This window comes from Sneathiella chungangensis (genome assembly GCF_009882935.1).
GTDB classification, from domain to species: domain Bacteria; phylum Pseudomonadota; class Alphaproteobacteria; order Sneathiellales; family Sneathiellaceae; genus Sneathiella; species Sneathiella chungangensis.
The window spans coordinates 61,082-84,119 of sequence record NZ_WTVA01000001.1; the positions used below are offsets into that span (position 1 = coordinate 61,082).

General features: G+C 58.4%; 27 protein-coding genes. 10 read left to right on the plus strand and 17 right to left on the minus strand.

Annotation, left to right across the window (positions count from 1 at the left end; all coding sequences use genetic code 11):
- Positions 1 to 28: 28 nt before the first annotated feature.
- The 4 genes from GQF03_RS00290 to GQF03_RS00305 all read left to right on the plus strand — a co-directional run bounded on the left by GQF03_RS00290 (position 29) and on the right by GQF03_RS00305 (position 3,398).
- Positions 29 to 799 (plus strand): hypothetical protein, encoded by a 771-nt coding sequence (locus tag GQF03_RS00290; RefSeq protein ID WP_161337192.1) that lies wholly within the window; start codon positions 29 to 31, stop codon positions 797 to 799.
- Between the two features lie 362 nt (positions 800 to 1,161).
- On the plus strand, positions 1,162 to 2,088 hold the full coding sequence (locus GQF03_RS00295; RefSeq protein ID WP_161337193.1) for a DUF2971 domain-containing protein: 927 nt from the start codon (positions 1,162 to 1,164) through the stop codon (positions 2,086 to 2,088).
- A 301-nt stretch (positions 2,089 to 2,389) separates the two neighbouring features.
- Positions 2,390 to 2,770: a VOC family protein gene (locus GQF03_RS00300; RefSeq protein ID WP_161337194.1), complete on the plus strand. Its 381-nt coding sequence runs from the start codon at positions 2,390 to 2,392 to the stop codon at positions 2,768 to 2,770.
- Positions 2,771 to 2,774: 4 nt separating this feature from the next.
- A complete protein-coding gene (locus GQF03_RS00305) occupies positions 2,775 to 3,398 on the plus strand; it encodes a sulfotransferase family protein (protein WP_161337195.1) in 624 nt (207 codons plus the stop codon).
- A 36-nt stretch (positions 3,399 to 3,434) separates the two neighbouring features.
- Here GQF03_RS00305 and GQF03_RS00310 read toward each other — a convergent pair whose 3' ends face one another.
- The 4 genes from GQF03_RS00310 to GQF03_RS00325 form a co-directional block, all read right to left on the minus strand.
- Positions 3,435 to 3,848 (minus strand): ferritin-like domain-containing protein, encoded by a 414-nt coding sequence (locus GQF03_RS00310; protein ID WP_161337196.1) that lies wholly within the window; start codon positions 3,846 to 3,848, stop codon positions 3,435 to 3,437.
- 53 nt (positions 3,849 to 3,901) lie between these two features.
- A complete protein-coding gene (locus GQF03_RS00315; protein ID WP_161337197.1) occupies positions 3,902 to 4,528 on the minus strand; it encodes a peroxiredoxin in 627 nt (208 codons plus the stop codon).
- A gap of 42 nt (positions 4,529 to 4,570) precedes the next feature.
- Positions 4,571 to 5,131, minus strand: a complete 561-nt coding sequence (locus tag GQF03_RS00320; protein ID WP_161337198.1) for a hypothetical protein — start codon at positions 5,129 to 5,131, stop codon at positions 4,571 to 4,573.
- A gap of 180 nt (positions 5,132 to 5,311) precedes the next feature.
- Positions 5,312 to 5,992, minus strand: coding sequence for a metalloregulator ArsR/SmtB family transcription factor (locus GQF03_RS00325; protein WP_161337199.1), 681 nt, complete (start codon positions 5,990 to 5,992; stop codon positions 5,312 to 5,314).
- Between the two features lie 69 nt (positions 5,993 to 6,061).
- On the opposite strand from GQF03_RS00325, the gene GQF03_RS00330 reads away from it, so the two are divergent.
- Positions 6,062 to 6,391: an NIPSNAP family protein gene (locus GQF03_RS00330; protein ID WP_161337200.1), complete on the plus strand. Its 330-nt coding sequence runs from the start codon at positions 6,062 to 6,064 to the stop codon at positions 6,389 to 6,391.
- On the opposite strand, the gene GQF03_RS00335 is transcribed toward GQF03_RS00330, so the two are convergent.
- The 11 genes from GQF03_RS00335 to GQF03_RS00385 form a co-directional block, all read right to left on the minus strand.
- The gene (locus GQF03_RS00335; RefSeq protein WP_161337201.1) at positions 6,359 to 7,075 is read right to left on the minus strand and encodes a DUF6629 family protein; all 717 of its coding nucleotides are present in this window, start codon (positions 7,073 to 7,075) and stop codon (positions 6,359 to 6,361) included. The genes GQF03_RS00330 and GQF03_RS00335 overlap by 33 nt on opposite strands.
- Positions 7,076 to 7,134: 59 nt before the next feature.
- Positions 7,135 to 8,427 carry a tetratricopeptide repeat protein gene (locus tag GQF03_RS00340; protein WP_161337202.1) on the minus strand — a complete coding sequence of 431 codons (1,293 nt, stop codon included), beginning with the start codon at positions 8,425 to 8,427 and terminating at the stop codon, positions 7,135 to 7,137.
- 103 nt (positions 8,428 to 8,530) lie between these two features.
- On the minus strand, positions 8,531 to 8,968 hold the full coding sequence (locus tag GQF03_RS00345; protein WP_161337203.1) for a rhodanese-like domain-containing protein: 438 nt from the start codon (positions 8,966 to 8,968) through the stop codon (positions 8,531 to 8,533).
- Between the two features lie 6 nt (positions 8,969 to 8,974).
- The gene (locus GQF03_RS00350; protein WP_206376049.1) at positions 8,975 to 9,313 is read right to left on the minus strand and encodes a HesB/IscA family protein; all 339 of its coding nucleotides are present in this window, start codon (positions 9,311 to 9,313) and stop codon (positions 8,975 to 8,977) included.
- Positions 9,314 to 9,345: 32 nt separating this feature from the next.
- Positions 9,346 to 9,714, minus strand: coding sequence for an SUF system Fe-S cluster assembly protein (locus GQF03_RS00355; RefSeq protein ID WP_161337204.1), 369 nt, complete (start codon positions 9,712 to 9,714; stop codon positions 9,346 to 9,348).
- Between the two features lie 3 nt (positions 9,715 to 9,717).
- Positions 9,718 to 10,173: a Fe-S cluster assembly sulfur transfer protein SufU gene (sufU, locus tag GQF03_RS00360; protein WP_161337205.1), complete on the minus strand. Its 456-nt coding sequence runs from the start codon at positions 10,171 to 10,173 to the stop codon at positions 9,718 to 9,720.
- The gene (locus GQF03_RS00365) at positions 10,173 to 11,396 is read right to left on the minus strand and encodes a cysteine desulfurase (RefSeq protein WP_161338058.1); all 1,224 of its coding nucleotides are present in this window, start codon (positions 11,394 to 11,396) and stop codon (positions 10,173 to 10,175) included. Before GQF03_RS00365 ends, sufU begins: the two co-directional genes overlap by 1 nt.
- Before the next feature lie 12 nt (positions 11,397 to 11,408).
- On the minus strand, positions 11,409 to 12,698 hold the full coding sequence (sufD, locus tag GQF03_RS00370) for a Fe-S cluster assembly protein SufD (protein ID WP_161337206.1): 1,290 nt from the start codon (positions 12,696 to 12,698) through the stop codon (positions 11,409 to 11,411).
- A gap of 19 nt (positions 12,699 to 12,717) precedes the next feature.
- A complete protein-coding gene (gene sufC, locus GQF03_RS00375; protein WP_161337207.1) occupies positions 12,718 to 13,461 on the minus strand; it encodes a Fe-S cluster assembly ATPase SufC in 744 nt (247 codons plus the stop codon).
- A gap of 14 nt (positions 13,462 to 13,475) precedes the next feature.
- Positions 13,476 to 14,945 (minus strand): Fe-S cluster assembly protein SufB, encoded by a 1,470-nt coding sequence (sufB, locus tag GQF03_RS00380; protein WP_161337208.1) that lies wholly within the window; start codon positions 14,943 to 14,945, stop codon positions 13,476 to 13,478.
- A gap of 4 nt (positions 14,946 to 14,949) precedes the next feature.
- Positions 14,950 to 15,423 (minus strand): SUF system Fe-S cluster assembly regulator, encoded by a 474-nt coding sequence (locus GQF03_RS00385; RefSeq protein WP_161337209.1) that lies wholly within the window; start codon positions 15,421 to 15,423, stop codon positions 14,950 to 14,952.
- A 333-nt stretch (positions 15,424 to 15,756) separates the two neighbouring features.
- Here GQF03_RS00385 and GQF03_RS00390 point away from each other — a divergent pair, with 333 nt between their 5' ends.
- From GQF03_RS00390 to GQF03_RS00400, 3 genes are all read left to right on the plus strand, one after another.
- The gene (locus GQF03_RS00390) at positions 15,757 to 16,302 is read left to right on the plus strand and encodes a P-loop nucleotide/nucleoside kinase family protein (RefSeq protein WP_206376050.1); all 546 of its coding nucleotides are present in this window, start codon (positions 15,757 to 15,759) and stop codon (positions 16,300 to 16,302) included.
- Between the two features lie 97 nt (positions 16,303 to 16,399).
- Entirely contained in the window at positions 16,400 to 18,247 is a 1,848-nt protein-coding gene (locus GQF03_RS00395) for an ABC-F family ATP-binding cassette domain-containing protein (RefSeq protein ID WP_161337210.1), read from the plus strand.
- A gap of 39 nt (positions 18,248 to 18,286) precedes the next feature.
- A complete protein-coding gene (locus GQF03_RS00400) occupies positions 18,287 to 19,195 on the plus strand; it encodes a hypothetical protein (protein ID WP_161337211.1) in 909 nt (302 codons plus the stop codon).
- Between the two features lie 2 nt (positions 19,196 to 19,197).
- On the opposite strand, the gene GQF03_RS00405 is transcribed toward GQF03_RS00400, so the two are convergent.
- Positions 19,198 to 19,554 (minus strand): nuclear transport factor 2 family protein, encoded by a 357-nt coding sequence (locus tag GQF03_RS00405; RefSeq protein WP_161337212.1) that lies wholly within the window; start codon positions 19,552 to 19,554, stop codon positions 19,198 to 19,200.
- Entirely contained in the window at positions 19,551 to 20,216 is a 666-nt protein-coding gene (locus GQF03_RS00410) for a TetR/AcrR family transcriptional regulator (protein WP_161337213.1), read from the minus strand. Before GQF03_RS00410 ends, GQF03_RS00405 begins: the two co-directional genes overlap by 4 nt.
- Positions 20,217 to 20,401: 185 nt before the next feature.
- Between GQF03_RS00410 and GQF03_RS00415 the strand changes: the two genes are divergently transcribed.
- Positions 20,402 to 21,742: an NAD(P)-dependent oxidoreductase gene (locus GQF03_RS00415; protein WP_161337214.1), complete on the plus strand. Its 1,341-nt coding sequence runs from the start codon at positions 20,402 to 20,404 to the stop codon at positions 21,740 to 21,742.
- 12 nt (positions 21,743 to 21,754) lie between these two features.
- Complete coding sequence (gene preA / locus GQF03_RS00420; protein WP_161337215.1) at positions 21,755 to 23,029, plus strand: NAD-dependent dihydropyrimidine dehydrogenase subunit PreA; 1,275 nt, start codon at positions 21,755 to 21,757, stop codon at positions 23,027 to 23,029.
- The last annotated feature ends 9 nt before the right edge of the window (positions 23,030 to 23,038 follow it).

Below are 23,038 nucleotides of genomic sequence, written 5' to 3' on the forward strand. Positions count from 1 at the left end.
TGAAAAAATGAGCCCTCGGGACGTTAGAATGACGCCGGACAAACCGAAATATTCGCAATATGTCGTGCAGACGCTGTTTGACACCAAATGGCGCAGTTTCGGCCGCTACGACGCGGAAATGCCGGCGCAGGACATCGCGCGCCAGCTCGTCGAAGAGTGGGGCAAGGCGCGGGTGCGCATTCTCGGCGGCTATTTCTCGCCCAAAAAGGACCGCATGGTCTATTACAAGGTCGATATCCGCGACGCCTTCCGCCTGCGCTCCTCGCGCGCGTTCCAGACGTCGAAATTCCTGATCGGCAGCACGGCCCTTGGCGGGGCGATGCTGGCGGTCTTCCTGGTGGCCTATAACATTATCACTCCCATGTCATCGATGGCGGCAGACGGGAAGGGACCGGAGCTGGCGTCAAACGGACGACCGACCCCGGTCGCTCCCATTGCGAAGCCCGTCAATTTGCGCGCGCGCTTTACTGAAGTGATCAAAGTCCCCTACGACAAGGTCTGGGACTTCGATACCGTGCCCTTGCGGCTACGGGGAGCCTGGAGCACGGCTTGCAATGCAGACGGAAGGAAAGTCGTCCTCGGCGAGCGGGATCTGATGCGCTCTGCGCAGGGAGACACCGCCGAACCGTTGACATCCGTCTGGCAGACCGGCCAGCGCTACGGCCTGGTCCGTGAAAGCGGCTCTGTTGAGATGGTGGACATGATCTCCGCCGATCGACTGCGGAAAATCGGCACCATGAGCCGCGACGGCGAATTCCTCGCCGATACCTCCGGGGCCATCCTGTACCGCTGCCTCTGAAGGCCGGACCCTCATCAACCCGCTCTCAGTCGTCGGATTGACCGTTCCGGTAGCTCTCGGGGCCGATCAAACCCCCGGCAGACGGCGTCCGGCACGCCGAATTACGAATACCCGCAAGACTTACCTAACGAACGCCGGGTACCCTTTATTCACATATATATGGAATTCAGCTGAAAGGGGCAGCCACCCCTTGCCACGCACCGCGACCTCTCAAGCCGCAACGTGGAGATGTAATTATATAGGAATATTGCGTGGTATGCAAGTAAATAGATAGCCGAATTTTGACTTTATACTAATTATGGCTGTGCTAAAATTTGCAATAGTTAAAATGTGCAAAAAGTTTTAGGGCGGGTATAAATGAGATGAACGCTGACGAAAAATTGCATGTAATTCCTGAGCATTGGAAAAATGGTAGATTGCATTTTTTTAAGTACGTCTCTGCGAAAACTGCAAAAATTATTCTTGAAAACAGAACACTTCGATGGACAACTCCAATCAATTTAAACGATCCATTTGATTTGCAATTCGGACTAAAGGTAAAAGTAGATTTTTTTAAGCTAAAAAAGATATGTCGTGAAAAGCTTTGGGAAATATACAAACAAGATAAAACAGAGAACTCCATAAATATGATTGGGGGAATGGTAAAAACGATCAAATCCATACCCATTGATTTGAATAAAGAAGAATTTATAGAAATTATCGATGCCGGAATAGAAACGGCATACAACACTATATATGAGCGTCTTCCAGAATTTAATGCGGGTCTAATAGAAGGATTATCTAATAGTAAAATTCTTTGTATGACCATCAAGCCAAACAATAAGCTAATGTGGGCGCACTATGCGGATAATCATCGCGGAGTAGTATTGAGATTTCGCTCTGTTCCTGCATTTGATAGTGCATATGGTTCAGCGATGCCTATGAACTATGTCGATGAAATTCCAGAATTGATGGATTTGGACTATATGGCCGATTTTGTATGTGGCTTTAGAACCTTTGATCATGATGAAAGGATGAAAATTATGGACAAGGTTGTTTATACAAAATCTTCGGAGTGGCGATACGAAGATGAATGGCGTATGCATGCTGGTTCCGGCCGAAGCCATTCAGCGTCATTTGAAGATATACCATTTAGTAAGAATGAATTAGACGGAATAGTTTTCGGTTTAAAAATTTCAGATAGAGATAGGGCAGAAATAGAGAGTTTATCAAAAAACTATCCTAATATTCAATTGATGTCCGCAAAGCGTTCGGACGGGGAGTTTAATATAATTGTAGAAAATTATTAGAATTTTTTTACTTTTTGCGTTTCTATCTCTCATCAATTACTTCTATATTATAGGCCCTAATCCCCCATCCAAAAATTTCACACGCCAAATATCCCCGTAAAGTTGCGAGGCCCCGCATTCGCGTCGCTGAGTTTACTCTACGTCCGGCTTTCACGCTCCACCCAACTTTTGAACACCGGCGGGTGGCGGGTTGGGAGGGGGCGCCCTGGAGGACCGAGTTGTTATTTGTATTAAGCGATTACTCAGGATAACATGACCGTCGAGCAGGCCCTTTTCATCTACATCATTATCAGGAGCTGGAATGTTTAGTCATATTATGGTTGGCGCGGACGATGTCGAGGCCGCGAAAGTCTTTTACGATGCCGTTCTTGGCGCCCTCGGCCATGCGCCGGGCGTGATTGACGCAAAAGGGCGGTGCTTTTACCGCACGAAAACAGGTGTGTTCGCGATCAGCAAACCGATCGATGGCGACCCCGCCTGTCACGGCAACGGCAGCACGATCGGTTTCGCGGCCTCTGATCCCGCGGCGGCGGACAGGTGGCATGCCGCCGGTCTCGCAAATGGCGGCGTGACTTGCGAGGACCCTCCCGGCGTTCGCGAAGGGGCAAACGGTAATCTTTACCTTGCCTATCTCCGCGATCCATCGGGCAATAAGATTTGCGCCCTGCATCGCATGGGGTAGTGCCATGTCATTAAAAGTGATCAGCTTGGGCGTCGGCAGAACGGGCACATATTCCCTTAAGCTCGCGATCAATCAGGTCGGGCTGGGACCCTGTCACCATATGGAAGAAGTGCTTCATCATCATCCGGTGCAAGTCCCTCTGTGGTTGGCCGCGGTCAACGGCGCGCCTGACTGGACGAAGATCTATGAGGGATATCAAAGTGCCGTCGACTGGCCCACGGCAGGATTTTTCCGGGAATTGTACGCAGTCTTCCCAACCGCCAAATTCATCCTGACGCATCGCACGCCGGAAAGCTGGGCGCAAAGCTTTTCACAGACGATCTACCGATTGCTGTCCGAGTGGGACAAGATGCCGGAGGACCTGCAGGACTGGCTTGTCATGACCAGCCGGGTTATTGCCAAAACCGGATTTCCTCCGGGTCTGAGTGACGCAGATCTTATGGCGGCGTTCATCGCGCATAATGAGGCCGTCAAAGCGGCAATTCCCGCAGATCAACTCCTTGTCTATCAGGTAAAGGAAGGCTGGGCGCCTCTCTGCGCCTTCCTGAATGTGCCGGTTCCGGACGCGCCTTTTCCGCGCACCAATGATCGCCTGGAGTTTTGGGACCGCGTCTCCGGCAAGATCTGACGCGCCCGCCTATACCGGAAGGGCAGGCGGTATGCTCTACGCCCGGCTTTCGCGTTCCAGGCAGCGTTTGAAGGCCGGCAGATGGCGGCTTTGGGAGGAGTCGCGGAGGTTCGCGAGGACGCCCTGGAGGACCGGGTCGTCGGTCTGGGCGAGCAGGCGCTCATACATCCCGGCATTCTCGACCTCGGCGGCGATGGCGGCCTCGCAGGCCTCGCGCAGGGTGGCGGGCACCTCGATATCATGGGCCGCCCAGTTGTTATGCGGCGGCTTGAGGCCGAGGCGCTGATACTGCTGGAGGAGGGCCGCGGCATGGCGCCCCTCCGATTCCACGATATTCACGAACGGCTTGACCGGGCCGAAGGTATGGATGATCGCGGCATAGGTCGCGCGCGCCTTGAATTCATCCTCCAGCGCCTCATCGAGGATCTTTTGCAGCCGGTCGTCGCTCATGGTCATTCTCCTGTTCGGGCCGGTCCGTGCGGGGCCGGCCCGGTTGTGGGGGCCTAAACCTCTGTTACGCGGAGGTAGGGACGGATTTCATCCCAGCCCTGCGGGAAGATATCCTTGGCCGCCTCGTTGCTGATCGACGGCGGGATGATGACCTTCTGCCCGGGGCGCCAGTCGGCCGGTGTGGCCACCTTTTTCGCATCGCCCAGCTGCAACGCGTCGATGACGCGCAGGATCTCGTCGAAATTCCGGCCGCAACTCATGGGATAGGTCATGGTGAGGCGGATTTTCTTGTTCGGATCGATGATGAAGACGCTGCGCACGGCGGCGGTTTCGCTTTCCGACGGATGGATCATCTCGTAAAGCTTCGCAACCTTCAGGTCCGGATCGGCGACGATCGGGAAGGTGAGGGTGGTGTTCTGGGTATCGTTCACATCGAGGATCCAGTTCTTATGCTCCTCCACCGTGTCGGTCGAGAGGCCAAGCGATTTCACGTTGCGTTTCGCAAACTCGTCGGAGAGCTGCGCGGTGCGGCCCATTTCCGTGGTGCAGACCGGCGTGAAGTCGGCGGGATGGCTGAAGAAGAAGCACCAGCTGTCGCCGATCCATTCATGAAAATCGATGGGGCCGTTGGTTGTATCGACATGAAAATTCGGGGCTGTATCACCAATTCGCAAACTCATTTTCTATTCCTTTCGTAGTACCTGTGCTGTTGATCGAGGGAATTAACCGGACCGCCCATGCAGATGGACATCATGGGCGGAATGCTTTTTCAGTATGTCCACGGCTTTTCTACCATGCGCCTCGTCCCGCGCGCGGACCCAGAGGAGAAGGCCGCCACGGTCGAGCTGTTCCTGAAGATAATCGGCGTGATGCGCGCCGACGAAGCTGGCCAGAATACCGCCGAGCGCCGCGCCGGCCCCGCCCGCCGCAATGACGGCGGCGATGGTGAGCGCAATCGGGCCGCCGGCCGCGACCATGACCCCGGCCGTCGTTGCCGCCGCGAGATACATTGGCGTGCCGATCAGCGCGCCTTCGGCCTCGCCAATCGACTCATTGGGAACATAGATCGTGGTCGGCACCTTCGGGTCATCTTCCAGTTCCTCAACCCGTGTATATACATGGCCAAGCTTTTCTTCGACGGCCTGTTCCCCGGCGACGAAGCTGAGGTCCGCCCGGTCAAAACCGGCGCTTTGTAGCGCGTCTATCGCGTCCTGCATCGTCTCGACGGTATCGAAGACGGCGACAGCCTCCCGCACAAGCGGTTTTCCTGCATCAGATGACATCACATGCTCCTTGATTTCTTTATTCGGAATAATGTGCATCATTGACAGGGGCTGTCCTTGATCGAGGTCAATCGTTGCGCCGTTCGGGAAATTATCGTCTATGTGAGTGAAGCGAAATATACCGCCCTCGCGGCGCGACAGCAACCCGCGAGGAAAATTTTTTCGCGCTGTGGGCGGGTTCTAGAGCGCGAAGGCGTCGAGAAAGGCTTTTTCCCCGCGCGGGGAAAAGGCGACGATGCGCGATCCCTCGATCCGCCGGGCCCAGCCGAGATCGTAGAAGCGGGTGAGCAGGGCGCTGCCGAGGGAACCGGCAAGATGGCTGCGCCGGTTGCTCCAGTCGAGGCAGGATTTGCACATCGGGCGGCGGGATTTTTCCAGCGGTTCAAGATCGATCGAGAAGCCCTCGGCGAAGGCGCGGCCATCGTCGGTGAGGCCAAGCCCCTCATTCTCCGGCGTGAGAAATCCCTTGGCGAGCAGGCTGTCCATCATCCGCACGCCGAGATCGCCCGCAAGATGGTTGTAGCAGACCCGCGCATAGCGGAGCGCCGGATCCTTGGGCCCGGTGCGGGTGCGCAGATGGCCTTTCTTGGCGGCGAGGCCCATCATCGTCTCCAGCAGGCTGCCGACATCGTCATCGGCCAGCGCGAAATAGCGGTGGCGCCCCTGGCGCCGCTGCTGAAGGAGGCCGCCTGCCTCCATCTTCGATAGATGCGTGCTCGCGGTCTGCGGGGTTATCCCGGCCTCCGCCGCCAGCTCGCTCGCCGTCAGCGCCTTGCCCGAGAGCAGCGCCGTCAGCATATTCGCGCGCGCCGGATCGCCGATGAGCGAGCCGAGAAAGGCAATGTCTGGTCCTTCTTTCATAGTTCGATGCTAGCCGAAGCATATACGTCATGCAAGCGGTAAAATCACCCTCCATAGAAGGAGAGAAAAATGATCACCTGCGTAATCCGTTACCATATCGACCCGACGAAGAAAGAGCAGTTCACGCAGTATGCGCGGAACTGGGGGGAGGCGATCCCGCGATGCGGTGCTGATCTCATCGGCTATTTCGCGCCGCATGAGGGATCGAGCACGCGCGCCTACGGGATCTATAATATCGAGAGCCTCGCCGCCTATGAGGCCTATCGCGCGCGGCTTGCCGCCGATCCGCTGGGGCGGGAGAATTACGAGTTCGCGATGGCGGAGAAATTTATCCTGCGGGAGGACCGGACCTTCCTCACCCTTGCCTCAGCGCCGCACGGCCCGCTGGTAAAATTCTGAGCGGTTTTCCGGCGCGGCGCGGAAATAGAAATAGAGAAGCGAGCTTGCCGCCGCGGCGAAGAAGCACCAGACCGAGATGAAGGTCGCCACATAGGCATAGGCGGAGATGGCGAAACCGACGAGGATGACGCCGCCGAAGGCCCCGATCAAGGGTCGCGACGAGAGGAACAGCGCCCCGCAGGTGCAGAGGAAATAGGGGAACATCTGCCAGGACAGGCGGGTCGGCTCCACCGCGTAATCGATGCTGTGATTATTGATGGCGGCGAGGGAGGGCTCGTTCAGCAGGCCGATGAACAGATTGACCGAGATAAACAGCCCGATCGCGGCAAAGGCGATCAGGAACCGCCGCCGTACCTCGCTGGTCTCGATCAGGAAGACGGCGATGGGCGTATAGGCGGGCCAGATGACCTTGGCGAAGACCTGAAAGGCGAAGGAGAGGGTGGCGATATGCCCGGCGTTGCCCTCTCCGCTCAGTTCCAGCCAGAGCAGCCCCTCGATCGTCTGCTGAAGGGCGAACAGGAACGGGGTAAGGGCAATTAGGATTTCGCGGGGATGGGCGGCCTGGCGGGCCGCAACGATGCCGATGACCGCGGTGACGGCGGCGACGGAGAAGCTTGCGGTGGCGGAAAAGCACATTATCGTGCGGCCAGGGGCCGCGGCCCGTTGTTTTGCATCCATCTGCATGACATGTTTCACGCGGCCGCACCAGTTATTAATCAAGAAATCCGCGGCGGAGGGCGCGGTTACGGGGCGAGTTCTTTCGGCATTATCGAGGGCGGCAGGCCGTCTTTTGCGAGCACCGGGCGGCGGATCGCGAAGAGGCGGGTCGCCTCCTCCCTCTTGCCGAGGCGCAGCAGCGCATGAAGCAGCGTGAATTCCAGTAGGTCGCGTTGGGCGCGGCTACCGCCAAGGCGTTCATGGGTCCCCATGATCGGGACCAGCCGGTCGACGACCGCCTGCCAGTCGGACTGTGCATAGGCCGTGAAGACATCGGCAAGGGCATTGACCATATCGCTTGCCCATCCCGCAGAAGTTTCACGGAGTGTCATCAACGCCTCTGTATCGCCCGCCATGGCATGTGCAATGGCCGCATGTGCATCGGCAAAGCTGACCCCGGGAGTTGGATAGTGAATGGCGGCATATTGCGCGATTTCCTGCCAGAGATGGTTCCGTCTTGGTTCCCCAGCGATTTCGGCCCGTACCAGAAAGGCCGCCGTATCGTTGAGAACGTTGATCGGCGGCCCCCAGGCCTTGCCCGGCCGGATGGCTGTGTCCACCGTCTCCCAGGCGGATTTGCTATGGCCAAGCTCAAGAGCCCAGAGCGCCTCATGCCAGCTGATATGGCAATGCATCAGGCTCTCCGGATTATAACTTTTCAGCCATTTACGGACAAAGTCCCATCCGGCTTTATGCTCTCCCGCCTCGTAATGAAAATGTCCCTTGTAATGAACCGCATTGGCGTTCGCCGGATTGGCGGCATAGGAGCGTTCGATCAGGGGCTCGGCGTCGCGCAAACGGCCAATTTCCGTGAGCGCGAAGGAGAAAATGGAATCGAACCACCAGTCATTGTCATACGCATGCTTGAGATGATCAAAAAAAGCAAAAATCTCCGCCTCGCGCCCGATCCGCCCGCTAAATCCGATTAACCCGAAAACCCCGGCGCAGGGCTGCAGGATCACGATGTCGCGGGGATATTCAGCTGTGTGTTTCAGGATACTGTTGTAGGCGCCCTCATTATCGCCGTCGATCAGCTGGCCGATGATGGCGATATGGGCCTGCTCGCGCGCCGTGAAGCCGGCACCGAGTTCACGCGCCGAGATCATCGCCTTCATGGCCTCCAGCGGGCGGGCATACATCTGGTGATGGCGGGCGAGGGCGGCATGGGCGAGGGCGAAGGACGGATCCTCGGCGATCGCGCGCTCGAACGCCGCCTCGGCGCCCGCCTGCGCGGAGAGAAACAGATCCACCCCCTCGACATAGGCATCGAGGGCGGATCGCGATCCGGTGCTGACCTCATTCCCATATCGATCCTGCATAAGAAAACTCTCCTGATCATAGTGACGTGAGGGCAAAGGGTAACAAGATCCGGCCCACCTGTCACGGGGCGTCCTTTTTTGGAAATGCTGGGCGGGCGCGGCGTTAGTTACGGGCGAGCGGCTGGCCGGCTGATGTCCAGGCGAGGATGCCGCCATCGAGATGGATCACTTCCGTGAAATTTAATTCCCGCATCACGGGAAGGGCGCGGCCGCTCCGGTTGCCCGAACGGCAATGGAGAAGATAGCGGGCGGCGGGATCGAGGGCGGCGAGCTGCGCGGCGAAGTCCTTCGCGTAATAGTCGATATTGACGGCGCCCGCGAGATGGCCATCCGCGAATTCCTCCGCCGTGCGGATATCGAGGATGATTATGTCAGGCGTCGCCGCAACTATTTGCGCCGCCTCGGGCGCCTTGACGTGAAGATATCCGTATTTATCCCGCGCTTCCGCCGCCTGCAGGGGCGCAGGCAGGGCGGCAAGCAGCAGCATATTCATGACAACAGCCGCGACAAGCAGGAATCGGGGAAGGCGAAGCGGCGTCATTCCGGCCTAAACGTGGAAGGAGGAGCCACAGCCGCAGCGGCCTTTTTCATTGGGATTTTCGAAGGTAAAGCGCGAATGCAGGCCTTCTTCCAGCCAGTCCATCTCGGTCCCGGCCACATATTGCACGGCATCATGGTCGATCAACAGGGTAATCTCGCCCGCATCCACAATCGCATCATCCGGTTTCTGGTCGGTTGCGTAATTCATGGTATAGCTGAGGCCGTTGCAGCCGGTGTTGGTGATGCCGATGCGAAGGCCGAGGGGTTTTTCCGTCGCCTTGCCGAGCAATGCCTTCACGCGCGTTGCCGCCCGGTCCGTCAATGTCATAATCTGCGTATCAGTCATATGTCACCTTTAACCCTAATATAAGCGCGCCGTTAAAACATTCCAAGGTCGAGTTTTGCCGCTTCCGACATATTGTCCGGCGTCCAGGGCGGATCCCAAAGGATTTCCACCTCGACATTCTTCACCCCGTCGACGGGGGTGAGGGCATCGCGGACCCAGATCGGGATTTCCCCGGCCACCGGGCAGCCCGGCGCGGTCAGGGTCATGCCGACGAAGACATCGCCATTCTCAGCGATATCAATGACATAGATCAGGCCGAGATCGAAGATGTTGACCGGGATTTCCGGGTCATACACCTCACGCAGCGCCGCAACAATGGGTTCTTCCAGCGGTGAGCCCGTCGAGCCTTCCTCGAAGGGGCCGGTCGCGACCGGGCGGTCGATTTTTTCAATGGCGGTCATCAGTTACTCCGTCGAGACTTCCGTTTTGTCATCCATGGCCGAGGTCATGGCGTGCCAGGCGAGGGTGGCGCATTTGACGCGCATGGGGAATTCCTTGACCCCGGCCAGCATCATCAGTTTTTCCGTATCCTCGCCCGCATCGAAATCATTTTCCTCGCCCTTCACCAGCTTCTGAAAGCCGTCAAAGATATGGCGGGCCTCGCTCTCCGTCTTGCCCTTGATAATTTCTGTCATCATGGAAGCGGAGGCGAGCGAGATGGCGCAGCCCTTGCCCTCGAACGCGGCATCCTCGATCAGGCCGTTATGGCCCATCTTGAGATAGACATTGACCGTATCGCCGCAGAGCGGGTTATAGCCATGGGCCTCATGGTTCGCATCCGCCGGATGGCGGAAATTGCGGGGTTTTTTCGAATGATCCAGGATCACTTCCTGATACAGTTCTCTGAGGTCATCAAACATCAGCCAAAAATCTCCTGTACCGAGCGGACCGAGGCGACGAGGGCATCGACGTCGGCGCGGTTGTTGTAAAGCGCGAAGGACGCGCGGGCCGTCGCCGCCACATCGAAATGATCCATCAAGGGCTGGGCGCAATGATGGCCGACCCGGATGGCGACGCCGCCGCGATCGACGATGGTGCCAATATCATGCGGATGCACATCATCGAGGGTGAACGAGATGATCGCAGCTTTATGCTTTGCCTGACCAATGATGCGCAAGCTGTTGATCTGGCTCAATTGTTCCGTCGCGTAGGCGAGCAGCATCTGCTCATGCGCGCCGATCTTATCGAAGCCGATGGCGTTCACATAATCGATCGCCGCGCCAAGGCCGATGGCCTCGACGATGGGGGGTGTGCCCGCCTCGAATTTCGAATGGCCCTTGGCAAAGGTGGTTTTGGCGAATGTCACGCGCTCGATCATGTCGCCGCCACCCAGAAACGGCGGCATGGCTTCCAGCATCTCCGCCTTGCCATAGAGGACGCCTATGCCCGTGGGCCCGAAGACCTTATGACCGGTGAAAACATAGAAATCCGCATCGAGCGCCTGCATATCGAGCTTCATATGCGGCGCGGCCTGGCTTCCGTCGATCAGCACGACCGCGCCCGAGTCATGGGCGGCGTCGATGATCTCGCGGACCGGCGTGATGGTGCCGATGGCGTTGGAGATATGGGTGACCGCGACGATCTTCGTCTTCGGCCCCAGCATGTTGAGATAGTCATCCAGCATAAACTCGCCCTGCGCATCGATGGGTACGGCCCTCACGACGGCGCCGGTTTTCTCGGCGATCAGCTGCCAGGGCACGATGTTCGAATGATGCTCCAGCGTGGAGAGAATGATCTCATCGCCCGGCTTCAGGTTTGCCCAGCCATAGGCATTGGCGACGAGATTGATGCTTTCCGTCGCGTTCTTGGTGAAGATGATCTCCTCCACGCTCGCCGCATTCATATGGGCGCGGACGATCTCCCGCGCGCCTTCATAAAGCTCGGTCGAGACCTGGCTCAGGTAATGCACCCCGCGATGGACATTGGCATAGGTTTCCAGATAGGCCTTCTCCATCGCGTCGATGACCACCTGCGGCTTCTGCGCCGAGGCACCGCTGTCGAGGAAGGTGAGCGGCTTGCCATGGACCTCGCGCGAAAAAATCGGGAAATCGCGGCGGATTTTCTCGACATCGAAGGTTGTCATGTCATTCATGGCCTAGACCTCCTCCATCCAGCGGGCGGTGACCTTGGCGAAATAGGTCCGCACGGCGTCATCGGAAATTTCCTCCAGCACATCGGCGAGGAAGGCATCGATCAGCATTTTTCTTGCCGCCTTTTCCTCGATCCCGCGCGATTGCAGGTAAAAGAGCGCATCTTCATCGAGCTCGCCCGAGGAGGCGCCGTGAGAACATTTCACATCGTCCGCATGGATTTCAAGCTCCGGCTTGACCGAAACAGACGCGCGGTCGGAGAGGAGCAGCGCCCGGCTTAGCTGGTCGCCGGAGACCTTCTGCGCATCCGGAACGATCTGGATCTTGCCCTGAAAGACGCCCTGCGCCTCCCCGTCAAGAATCCCTTTATAGACCTGCTTGCTGTCGTTTTCCGGCACCAGATGGCGGGTGAGGGTGGTAGTATCCGCATGCTGCTGCCCGCGGATCAGATAGGCGCCGTTCAGGATGCTGGTCGCGCCCGCGCCCATGATCCGGCTTTCCAGCTCGTTGCGGGCAAGCCGCGCCCCGGTGGTGAGCGCAAAATTCTCATAGGTCGCGCCGGTGGCTAGATCCGTATCCGTATTGGCGAGATGAAAGGCCGCGTCACTTTCCGCCTGATATTTATAATGACGGAGCGTCGCGCCTTCGGCCAGCGTGATATCGGTGACCGGATTGGCGAAATAGGCATGGCCATCGATGCCGACATGCTCTTCCAGCAGGGTTGTGGCCGCGCCCTTGCCAAGGCGGATCACATTGCGGAGGTGATGGGATACCTCCCCCGATCCCGGCAGGCTGACAAAGCGGACGAGAAGGGGCGCATCAAGCGTGACACCATCCTCGACCTGCAGCACGAAGCCGTCCGCCATAAAGGCGGTGTTGAGCGCGACGACGGGGCGGTTTTCTTCTGTATCCGCGCCGAGCACGACACTGTTGCCTGCATCCAGCTCCGCCGCGAGGGAGGAAAGCTTTATCCCCTCCGGCAGTTGGTCAAGATGACTTTCGTTTGGCGAGAACCGGCCATTGATAAAGGTCATGACATGGGGCGTGTCAAACTCGGCTGCGGGCAGGTCGGCATTCGCCGCCGCCGCTGCCGGTTCAATCCCCTTGGTCAGCGGCGCGAGATTGGTGAAGCGCCATTCCTCGACTTTCCGGCCCGGAAAATCGAGCGCCTTGAACCGCGCGAAACCGGTCTCGCGCAAGGCCGCCACCACCGGGATCTGATGGCCGGGCAGGGAGCTCCGCGCCGCATCGAAGCGGTCAAGATATGTCTGAGCTAAAGGTGTTAAGGTTTTCATATTGCTCATCAATTTCTGATCACGCCGCGCTGAGCGCCGCATAACCTTTTTCTTCAAGTTCATGCGCCAGTGACTTGTCGCCCGACTTGACGATCTTGCCGTCGGCCAGCACATGTACGAAATCCGGCACGATATAGTCGAGCAGGCGCTGATAATGGGTGATGACTAGCGCCGCGCGTTCGGGGCTGCGCAGGCGATTGACACCCTCCGCCGCGATTTTAAGCGCGTCGATATCAAGCCCCGAGTCCGTTTCATCGAGCAGCATCAGGTCCGGCTCCAGCAGGGACATCTGCAACACCTCGTTCCGCTTCTTCTCGCCGCCGGAGAAGCCTACATTGACGGCGCGTTTCAGCATATCGTCCTTGATGCCGAGCTCTTTCGTTTTCACGCGGATGAGTTTCAGGAATTCCATGGCGTCCACTTCGGGCTCCCCGCGCGCCTTGCGCTGCGCGTTATAGGCGGTTTTCAGGAAGGTAGCCGAGGCGACGCCCGGAATTTCAACGGGATACTGGAAGGCGAGGAAAATGCCCTTCGCCGCCCGCTCATCGGGGGAAAGGTCGAGCAGGTTCTCGCCCTTGTAGAGGACCTCGCCCGACGTCACTTCATAGCCATCGCGGCCCGCAAGCACATAGGAGAGGGTCGATTTGCCCGCGCCGTTCGGCCCCATGACCGCATGAACCTCGCCCGCCTTGATGGTGAGATTAATGCCCTTGAGGATTTCCTTGCCCCCAACAGTGGCGTGTAAGTTTTTGATTTCCAACATAACTTTATCTTTCCTTAGCCGACGCTGCCTTCAAGGCTGATGCCGACGAGTTTCTGGGCTTCCACCGCGAATTCCATGGGGAGTTTCTGCAGCACTTCCTTGCAGAAACCATTGACGATGAGCGCCATGCTTTCCTCTTCGGAGAGGCCGCGCTGCTGACAGTAAAAGAGCTGCTCCTCACTCACTTTGGAGGTCGTCGCCTCATGCTCGATCGTCGCGGTGCGGCTCTGGTTCTCGATATAGGGGACCGTGTGGGCGCCGCATTTATCGCCGATGAGCAGGCTGTCGCAGACCGTGTGGTTGCGCGCATTTTCGGCCTTGCGGCCCATGCGCACCAGCCCGCGATAGGTATTCTGCGCCTTGCCGGCGGAGATTCCCTTGGAGATGATCGTGCTCGAGGTGTTCTTGCCAAGATGGATCATCTTGGTGCCGGTATCGGCCTGCTGCATATTGTTGGCGATGGCGATGGAATAAAACTCGCCCACTGAATTATCGCCCTGCAGGATGCAGGAGGGGTACTTCCAGGTAATCGCCGAGCCGGTCTCGACCTGCGTCCAGGAGACTTTCGCATTCTCCCCGCGGCAGGCGGCCCGCTTGGTGACGAAGTTGTAAATACCACCAACGCCGTTCTCATCGCCCGGATACCAGTTCTGCACCGTCGAATATTTGATCTCGGCGTCCTTCTTGATGATCAGCTCGACCACCGCCGCATGCAGCTGGTTCTCGTCGCGCATTGGCGCGGTGCAGCCCTCAAGGTAGCTCACATAGCTTTCATCCTCGGCGATGATCAGGGTGCGTTCAAACTGCCCGGTCTGGGCGGCATTGATGCGGAAATAGGTCGAAAGCTCCATCGGGCAGCGCACCCCCTTCGGGATGTAGCAGAAGGAGCCGTCGGTAAAGACCGCCGAGTTGAGCGCCGCATAATAATTGTCCGTATAGGGCACGACCGAGCCCATATATTCCTTCACGAGGTCGGGATGGTCGCGCACAGCTTCGGAAATCGGGCAGAAGATGACGCCCTCTTTTTCGAGCCGCGCCTTGAAGGTGGTGGCGACGGAAACGCTATCGAACACTGCATCGACGGCGACGTTATAAGCACCCTCAACACCGGCGAGCACTTCCTGCTCCTTCAAGGGAATGCCGAGCTTCTTGTAAACCTCAAGCAGTTCCGGATCGACCTCGTCGAGGCTTTTCAGCTTGTCCTTCTGTTTCGGGGCGGAATAGTAGTAGATATCCTGAAAATCGATCTTCGGATAATGCACATTCGCCCATTCCGGCTCTTCCATGGTCAGCCAGTAGCGATAGGCCTTCAGCCGCCATTCGAGCAGCCATTCCGGCTCTTCCTTCTTGGCGGAGATAAAGCGGACGATATCCTCGGAGAGGCCGATCGGCGCGGTATCCGCCTCGATATCGCTGATGAATCCGTATTTGTACTTGTCGGAAACAGAGGCGACCTGCTCTACGGTTTCTCGGGCAATAGCCATTTCGTTACTCCGCTTGGATCAGGGGGGAGGCCGCGGCTTTCAAGGCCGCCCGCGTCCCCATATGAATGTCTTGCGTATCCTCGCACATATCGGCGAGGGTCACTTCCTCGAGCGCGGTATTGAGCGCCCGGTTGATCTTCTGCCAGCCGCCGCGCATGGGGCAGCATTCCTCGACCGTGCAGTCCGGCGCACTGTCATCGGCGCAGGAGGTGACGGCGACCGGTCCCTCCATCGCGCGGACGATCTCGGCGATCGAGATTTCCTTGGGCGCCCGGGCCAGGTTATAGCCGCCATGGGCGCCGCGCTGCGAATTCAGGAACGGGCTTTTCGCCAGTATCCTCAATATCTTCGCCGCCGTCGGCACCGGCAGGCCGGTATAGAGCGACACGTCGGGCGCGGTCATCGTCCGCTCCGGCTTGCGCGCCATTTCGGACATGATAACGACCCCGTAGTCGGTCATTTTGCTGAGCTTGATCATGATGCTTATCTATATCGTACCAATTCAGTCTGTTTTCAACCGGTTTTATAACAGACGAAATTGGTCTTGTATAGGGGAGTCACGCCCAAGAAAAGCAAATTTGCCCCGGCTGCGACTTTTTAACGCAAGCAGCCGCAAGAGACTTGACAAAAGAGGGGGAACTGCCGTTTAAATACGCCCATGGCATACAACATGAACATTATTGTGGTGAAGATTCTCTCCATTCCCCGAATGGCGGAAGTCTGTATGCCCTGACGGCTATGACCCAACCGCCTTCGAGGCGGTTTTTTATTGCATCCGTCTCCGAAGGCCCCCCAAACAGGAGACAAAAGGATGTTACTCAGTACCCAGGAAGAAGAAACGACACCGCCCAGCGAGGAACCGCAGAGCATGCGGAACGCGCCGGTCCTCTATCTGCTGGCGGGCAAGATCGGCGCGGGCAAGTCAACGCTCGCCGGCAAGCTGGCGCGGCGGCCCGGCACCTTCCTCTTTTCCGAAGATGTGCTGCTGGCCGAGCTTTACCCAGGCGAGGTCAAGGATCTCGGCGATTATATCCGCGCCTCGATCCGGCTGAAGCATGCGCTGAAGGACCATATCGTCGGGCTGCTCAAGGCCGGTTTTTCCGTCGTCCTTGATTTCCCGGCCAATACGCCGGAGAGCCGCCGCTGGGGCAAGGAGCTGTTCGAGGCGGCCGATGTGGCGCATGAGCTGCATTATCTCGATATCCCGAACACGATCTGCAAATCGCGGCTGCGCGCCCGCAACGCGAAGGGCGAGCATCCCTTCCAGACGAGCGACGCCGTGTTTGACAAGATCAGCAGCTACTTCATCCCGCCCATGCCGGAAGAGGGCTTCACCGTCATCCGCCACGTGAAATAATGCCCCGCGCCGTCACAGGGAATTGCCGGACCGGGTCATTCGATGTTAGAAGCCTTGGCAACGCTTCTGACATCCCTGATTAAGGCACGTAATTTCCATGGCGGCTCCCATTCTGGCCCTGCAAAACGCCCGCGTTACCTTTGGCGGCGGTGATCTTTTTTCCGATATCTCGCTCGGGATCGAGCCGGGGATGCGCATTGCCCTGATGGGGCGCAATGGCTCGGGAAAGTCGACGCTGTTGAAGGCGCTCGCAGGCGATATCGATCTCGACGGCGGGGAGCGTTTCCGCCAGAGCGGCATCCGGGTGAGCTATCTCCGGCAGCAGCCGGACATCACGCCCGGCATCACCGTTCATGAACAGGTAGCGAAGGGTCTCAAATCCCGCGAGGAGGAGGGGGATACCGGCTATCTCGTCGATCAGGTGCTGGCGGGCGTCGGGATTGACGGCGCGCGCCGTCTCGAAACCCTCTCGGGCGGGGAGGCGCGGCGGGTTTCCCTCGCCGAGGCGCTCGTCTCCGAGCCGGACGTGCTGCTGCTCGACGAGCCGACCAACCATCTCGATATCACCACCATTCTCTGGCTGGAGGAGGAGCTGAAAGCCTTCAAGGGCGCGCTGCTCATCATCAGCCATGACCGGCAGTTCCTGAAAAACCTCACCAACCGGCTGTTCTGGCTCGACCGGGGGCGCTTGCGTACCCATGGCAAGGGGTTTGCCGCCTTCGAGGAATGGTCCGAGGAAATCCTCCGCCGCGAGGAAGTGGAGGCCAAAAAGCTCGACAAGAAAATCGCCGAGGAGACGGACTGGTCGCGCAAAGGCATCACCGCGCGCCGCGCCCGCAACGAGGGACGGCTGCGTGCATTGCAGCGCCTGCGGGCCGAGCGGGCCGAACGCGCGGCGCCCGTGGGCAGCGCCAAGCTCAACGTCAAGAGCGGATCCAAAAGCGGCAAGCTGGTGATCGAAGCGAAAGACATCTCCAAGACCTATGAGGGTAAAGACGGGCAAAAACATGAGGTTCTGCGGAAATTCTCAACCCGGATCCAAAGGGGCGACCGGGTCGGCATCATCGGCGCGAACGGCGCCGGCAAGACGACGCTGCTGAAAATCCTGATGGGGGAGCTCGCGCCCACCACGGGCACGGTCACGCTCGGCACCAACCTCACGCCCGCCATTTTCGATCAGAACCGCGACAGCCTCGATCCGGACATGAGCCTCTGGGACACGCTCGCCGATCCGGGCAGCGGCCAGCTCATTGTCCAGGGGGAGGTGCGCCATGTGGTCGCCTATCTTCGCGATTTCCTGTTCGAGGATAAACAGGCGAAAAGCCCGGTGCGCGCCCTCTCGGGCGGGGAGCGTAACCGCCTCCTGCTCGCGAAGCTTCTGGCGAGGGAGAGCAACCTTCTGGTCCTCGACGAGCCGACCAACGATCTCGACATGGAAACCCTCGATCTGTTGCAGGACATGCTGTCAAACTATGACGGCACGCTGCTGCTGGTCAGCCATGACCGCGAATTCCTCGACCAGCTCGTGACCTCGACCATCGTCATTGAGGAGGGTGGGCGCGCGGCCGAATATGTCGGCGGCTACAGCGACTATATGCGCATGAAAAAGCAGGCGGAAGCGGCGCCCGCGCGGGCCGCGAAACCGAAGGAGGCGGCGGAAAGGCCGGCGCAACCGCGCAAGAAACTCACCTATAGAGACCAGCGGGATTACGAGCGGCTCCCCGCCGTGATCGAGGAGCTCGAAAAGCGGATCAAGACGCTCGAGACAGAGCTCGCCGATCCCGCGCTGTTCACCAAAAATCCCGATGCCTTCAATAAAAAAGCCGCCGAGCTCTCAACCGCGCAAGCCGATAAGGACAACGCCGAGACCCGCTGGCTGGAACTCGAGATCCTGCAGGAAGAGATTGGGGGGAGTGAAAGCGTTTACAGGAATTCACTACCGTAGTATGGCTTATAAGAACCTATTTTCTAGGTAAAGATGAGAATGGTTGTGAATTTTGTCCGTTTCATTGCGGCTATTTTTTTGTCAGCACTGATCCTGGCAGGCATTTTATATGGAATATATCTCTTCGCGCAGTTTACAGGGGTTATGGGCGCATCAGGCCTATTCGGTTCATATGCCCCAATCGTGCGCAGCTTCATCTTCGAACTCGCCAAAGCGACGCTGGTCCTTGTGGCACCTGCAATCATTGTCGCCTGCTTCAGGTATCAATATTCGAAATGGGCACGGACAAAGGCGGCGATGACGGGGTTTGGGATAGCAATGATCGGTTTTGTCGTTTGGTTCGCCATTTTATTCACGATGTTACATCTGAACGAATCCTTGTTCTTTTCTGTCCAGTTACAGATTGAAATCTTTACCTTCTCCTTCCTTACCTTTGTTTCCGGATTTGCAACTTCCCGGCTGGTTCCCGTGCTGGATCAGCGCCCACTACAGCGACGTCCCGGAACCATCCTGATTTTCGAAGGCGTCTGCTATTTTATGCTTATTGCGGGTTTACTCCATCTCGCGTTCAGATATCCGGATATATTGAGCTTATCCCGAAAATTAAACAGCTCAAACCACACAAGCCCTTTTGTTATTACACCGGTGTTAGCTTTCCAGTTCCTGGGTTTTAACGTTAACATATGGTTTGTTATCCTGATTGGCCGTTTTGGCAGTGTTATGGCTCGAAACAGCTATATCGTCTATGTAGCCGTTGGTTTCGTATTCATTTCCTACATGACGGTGATAAATTTGGGCAGGGACGCTTTTTTATATACTTTGACAGATTATCTTCTGACCTTCGGTGGATTCGCGGGATCATTTATCGGCATCGGCCTTCTGTTAACCCCCTCGGCGCGAAAATGGATCAATCGCGAGAGGGACGACATGGCGCCGCAACCGGCGTAAGCTCACTCGATCGGCAGGTTGTTGAGCTTGAGGAAGCTGAGTTTGTCCCAGTAGCCGCGCTGGAACCGGATCAGGCCGTCTTTTACCGTGAAGAAGCCGCAGCCGCGCAGGCCCAGCGGATCGCGCCACTCCAATATGGCGACGTCGCCCGCCTCATGGATGATCTCGGGGATGCAGTGCATGTCGGCGGCGGCGAATTCGCGCTCGAACATCGCCTTGATGGCGGCGCGGCCCACGACGGGATCCTGCGTTACCTGATGATTGACGGCCTCCTCCGCATAGAGGACGGCGAGGGCGTCGGCATCCGCCGCGTTGAAGCGGTCCACCCAATTCTCGACAACGTCGCGCGGTGTTTTCATGAGCGGGGCGGGATCGGTTGCAGGCCGCAGGTGCGCAGCACCATGGAGACGATAAAGTCGGTGGCGGCGTCGAAATCCTCGGCCTTCAGCTTTTTCTTTCGGCCAAGGACGGCGGCCCATTGCACCTCGAAATCCGCCCAGGTCTGGGTCATCGCCCAGATATGGAAGATGAGGCGCTTGCTGTCGACCGGGGCCATGCGCCCTTCCTCGATCCAGTGATCGAGAATGGCGGCCTTCTCCTCGACCCAGTCCTTGAGCTCCGATTCGAGATAGCTGTTGATGCGCGGCGCACCGCGGATCAGCTCATTGGCGAAGACCTTCGAGGCGTTGGGCCGGTTCTGTGAAAGCTGCATCTTCGCGCGGATATAGTCGGCGAGGGTGGTCGCCGGATCGTCATTCTCCCCGATCTCGCGGAAGGAGGAGAGCCAGAGCACGAGGATATCGTCCAGCACCGCGCGGTAGAGCTTCGCCTTGGTGCCGAAATAATAATGGATATTGGCTTTTGGCAGGCCCGCCTCCTTGGCGATGGCCGCCGTGGTCGCGCCGCGAAAGCCATTGGCGGCAAAGACATGCTCCGCCGCCTTCATGATCCGCTCGATATTTTCCTGGCGGATTCGTCCCTGCGAGGTATCGTCTGCCGTGATTTCCGTTTTTTGATCCATTTGCGGCCCGAAGGTGACAAAATACTGATATTCCCCAAAGCCATAAATCGACTATTTTTTTGCGCTTTGCAACTAAATTTAAATAGAACTTGACCGTTTGGTCAGGTTTTGTCTATGGTTTTTTAAAGGCTTGGGGCGGCGGACATCGGCCGCTTTTTTCAGACATGAATAGGGGAGTGCAGGTCATGAGCGACATCGCTGCGGGACGACTTTCTGGAGAGGAACTGGCGGAGAATTTCGCCGATATTCACCCGCCGCTGGATGCCAGGACCGCGCATATCGAGGCGAGCCGCTGCTACTTCTGCTATGACGCCCCCTGCATGGAGGCCTGCCCGACGGGCATCGACATCCCGAGTTTTATCCGCAAGATCGCCACCGGCAATGTCCGCGGCTCCGCCATCGACATTCTGGAGGAAAATATCATGGGCGGGGCCTGCGCGCGGGTCTGCCCGACAGAGGTCCTTTGCGAGGGGGCCTGCGTGCGCACGGCGCAGGAGGGCAAGCCGGTGACCATCGGCGCCCTGCAACGCTTCGCCACCGATGATATGATGGCACGCGGGGAACAGCCGTTCGAGAGGGCCGACGCCACGGGCCGGAAAGTCGCCATCATCGGCGCGGGGCCGGCGGGGCTGGCCGCCGCGCATCGTCTCGCCCAGCTCGGGCATGAATGCGAGGTGTTTGAGGCATTGCCGAAATCCGGCGGGCTCAATGAGTATGGCATTGCCGATTACAAGGTGGTCGATGACTTCGCACAGAAGGAGGTTCGTTTTATCCTCGGGATCGGCGGCATCACGGTGCAGAACGGCAAGGCGCTCGGCCGCGATATCCAGCTCGGCGATCTCCGGAACAGATATGACGCGGTCTTTATCGGCGGCGGCCTTGGCGCGGTGCAGGCGCTCGGTCTGGAGGGCGAGAGGATCGAGGGCGTTTTTAACGCGGTCGACTATATTGCCGATCTCCGCCAGACGAAGGACAAGGGCACGCTGGCCATCGGGCGGCGCGTCGTCGTCATCGGCGGTGGCAGCACGGCCATCGATATCGCGGTGAAATCGAAGCGATTGGGCGCGGAGGATGTCACCATCGTCTACCGGCGCGGGGCGGAGGCCATGAGCGCGACGGCGAAGGAGCAGGAATTTGCGCAAGTGAACGGCGTGAAGATCAAGCACTGGATGCGGCCCGCCGCGATCCTCTCCGATGGCGGCGCGGTGAGCGGTATCGAATTTGAATATACAAAACAGGGCGCGGACGGCAAACTCACCGGCACTGGCGAGAAAGCGCGGCTCGCCGCCGATATGGTCTTCAAGGCGATCGGTCAGGTTTTCGTGCCCGATCCGGTTTCCGGCACCGCGGCGCAGCTGGAGCTTAAAAATGGCCGGATCGCGGTCGATGACAGCTACGCAACCTCGCTCGAGGGCGTGTACGCGGGCGGCGACTGCATCGATGGCAATATTGGGCTCACCGTTGCGGCGGTGCAGGACGGCAAGCTCGCCGCCCATGCAATCAATGACTATCTGGCGAAGAAATAGGGAGAAAGAGACATGGCTGACCTTTCATATAATTTCGCTGGTATCAAGTCCCCGAACCCCTTCTGGCTGGCGAGCGCGCCGCCGACGGATAAGGAATATAACGTCGTCCGCGCGTTCGAGGCGGGCTGGGGCGGCGTCGTCTGGAAGACGCTGGGCGAGGATCCGCCCGTCGTCAATGTCTCGTCCCGCTACGGCGCGGTTCAGCTGAATGGTCAGCGGATGATGGGCTTTAGCAATATCGAGCTGATCACCGACCGCCCGCTCGACGTGAATTTGCAGGAGATCGCCCGGGTCAAGAAGAACTGGCCGGACCGCGCGGTCGTGGTCTCCCTGATGGTGCCCTGCGAGGAGGAGCCGTGGCGCAAGATCCTGAAAAAGGTCGAGGATACCGGCGCCGACGGGGTGGAGCTTAATTTCGGCTGTCCGCATGGCATGTCGGAACGCGGCATGGGCTCCGCCGTCGGGCAGGTCCCGGAATATGTCGAGATGGTGACCCGCTGGTGCAAGGAACATTCCGATATGCCCGTCATCGTCAAGCTGACGCCCAATATCACCGATATCCGAACGGCGGCGCGGGCGGCGGTGCGCGGCGGCGCGGATGCGGTCTCGCTGATCAACACCATCAATTCCATCGTCAGCGTCGATCTCGATCAGATGGCGCCAACCCCCATCGTGGACGGCAAGGGCGCCCATGCCGGTTATTGCGGGCCCGCCGTGAAGCCGATCGCGCTCAATATGGTCGCCGAGATCGCCCGCGATCCCGAATGCAAGGGCATCCCGGTCTCCGGCATCGGCGGCATCGCCAACTGGCGCGACGGGGCGGAGTTCATGGCGCTCGGCTGCGGCACGGTGCAGGTCTGCACCGCCGCCATGCATTATGGCTTCCGCATTGTCGATGACATGATCACCGGGCTTTCCAACTGGATGGACGAGAAGGGCTATAAATCCATCGATGATTTCCGTTCCATGGCGGTGCCGAACGTCGCCAACTGGAACGAGCTCAACATGAACTATGACATCAAGGCGCTGATCAACCAGGACCTCTGCATCAAATGCGGTCTGTGTCATATCGCCTGCGAGGATACGTCGCATCAGGCGATCACGACGGCGCGGGTCGATGGCGCCCGGCGCTACGAAGTGATAGACAAGGAATGTGTGGGATGTAATCTGTGTATGCTGGCCTGCCCGGTCGACGACTGCATCACCATGGTCGAGGTCGATAACGGCAAGCCCTACATGAACTGGAACCAGGATCCGCGCAATCCGTTCTCGACGGCGGCGGAATAGAGACGAAGG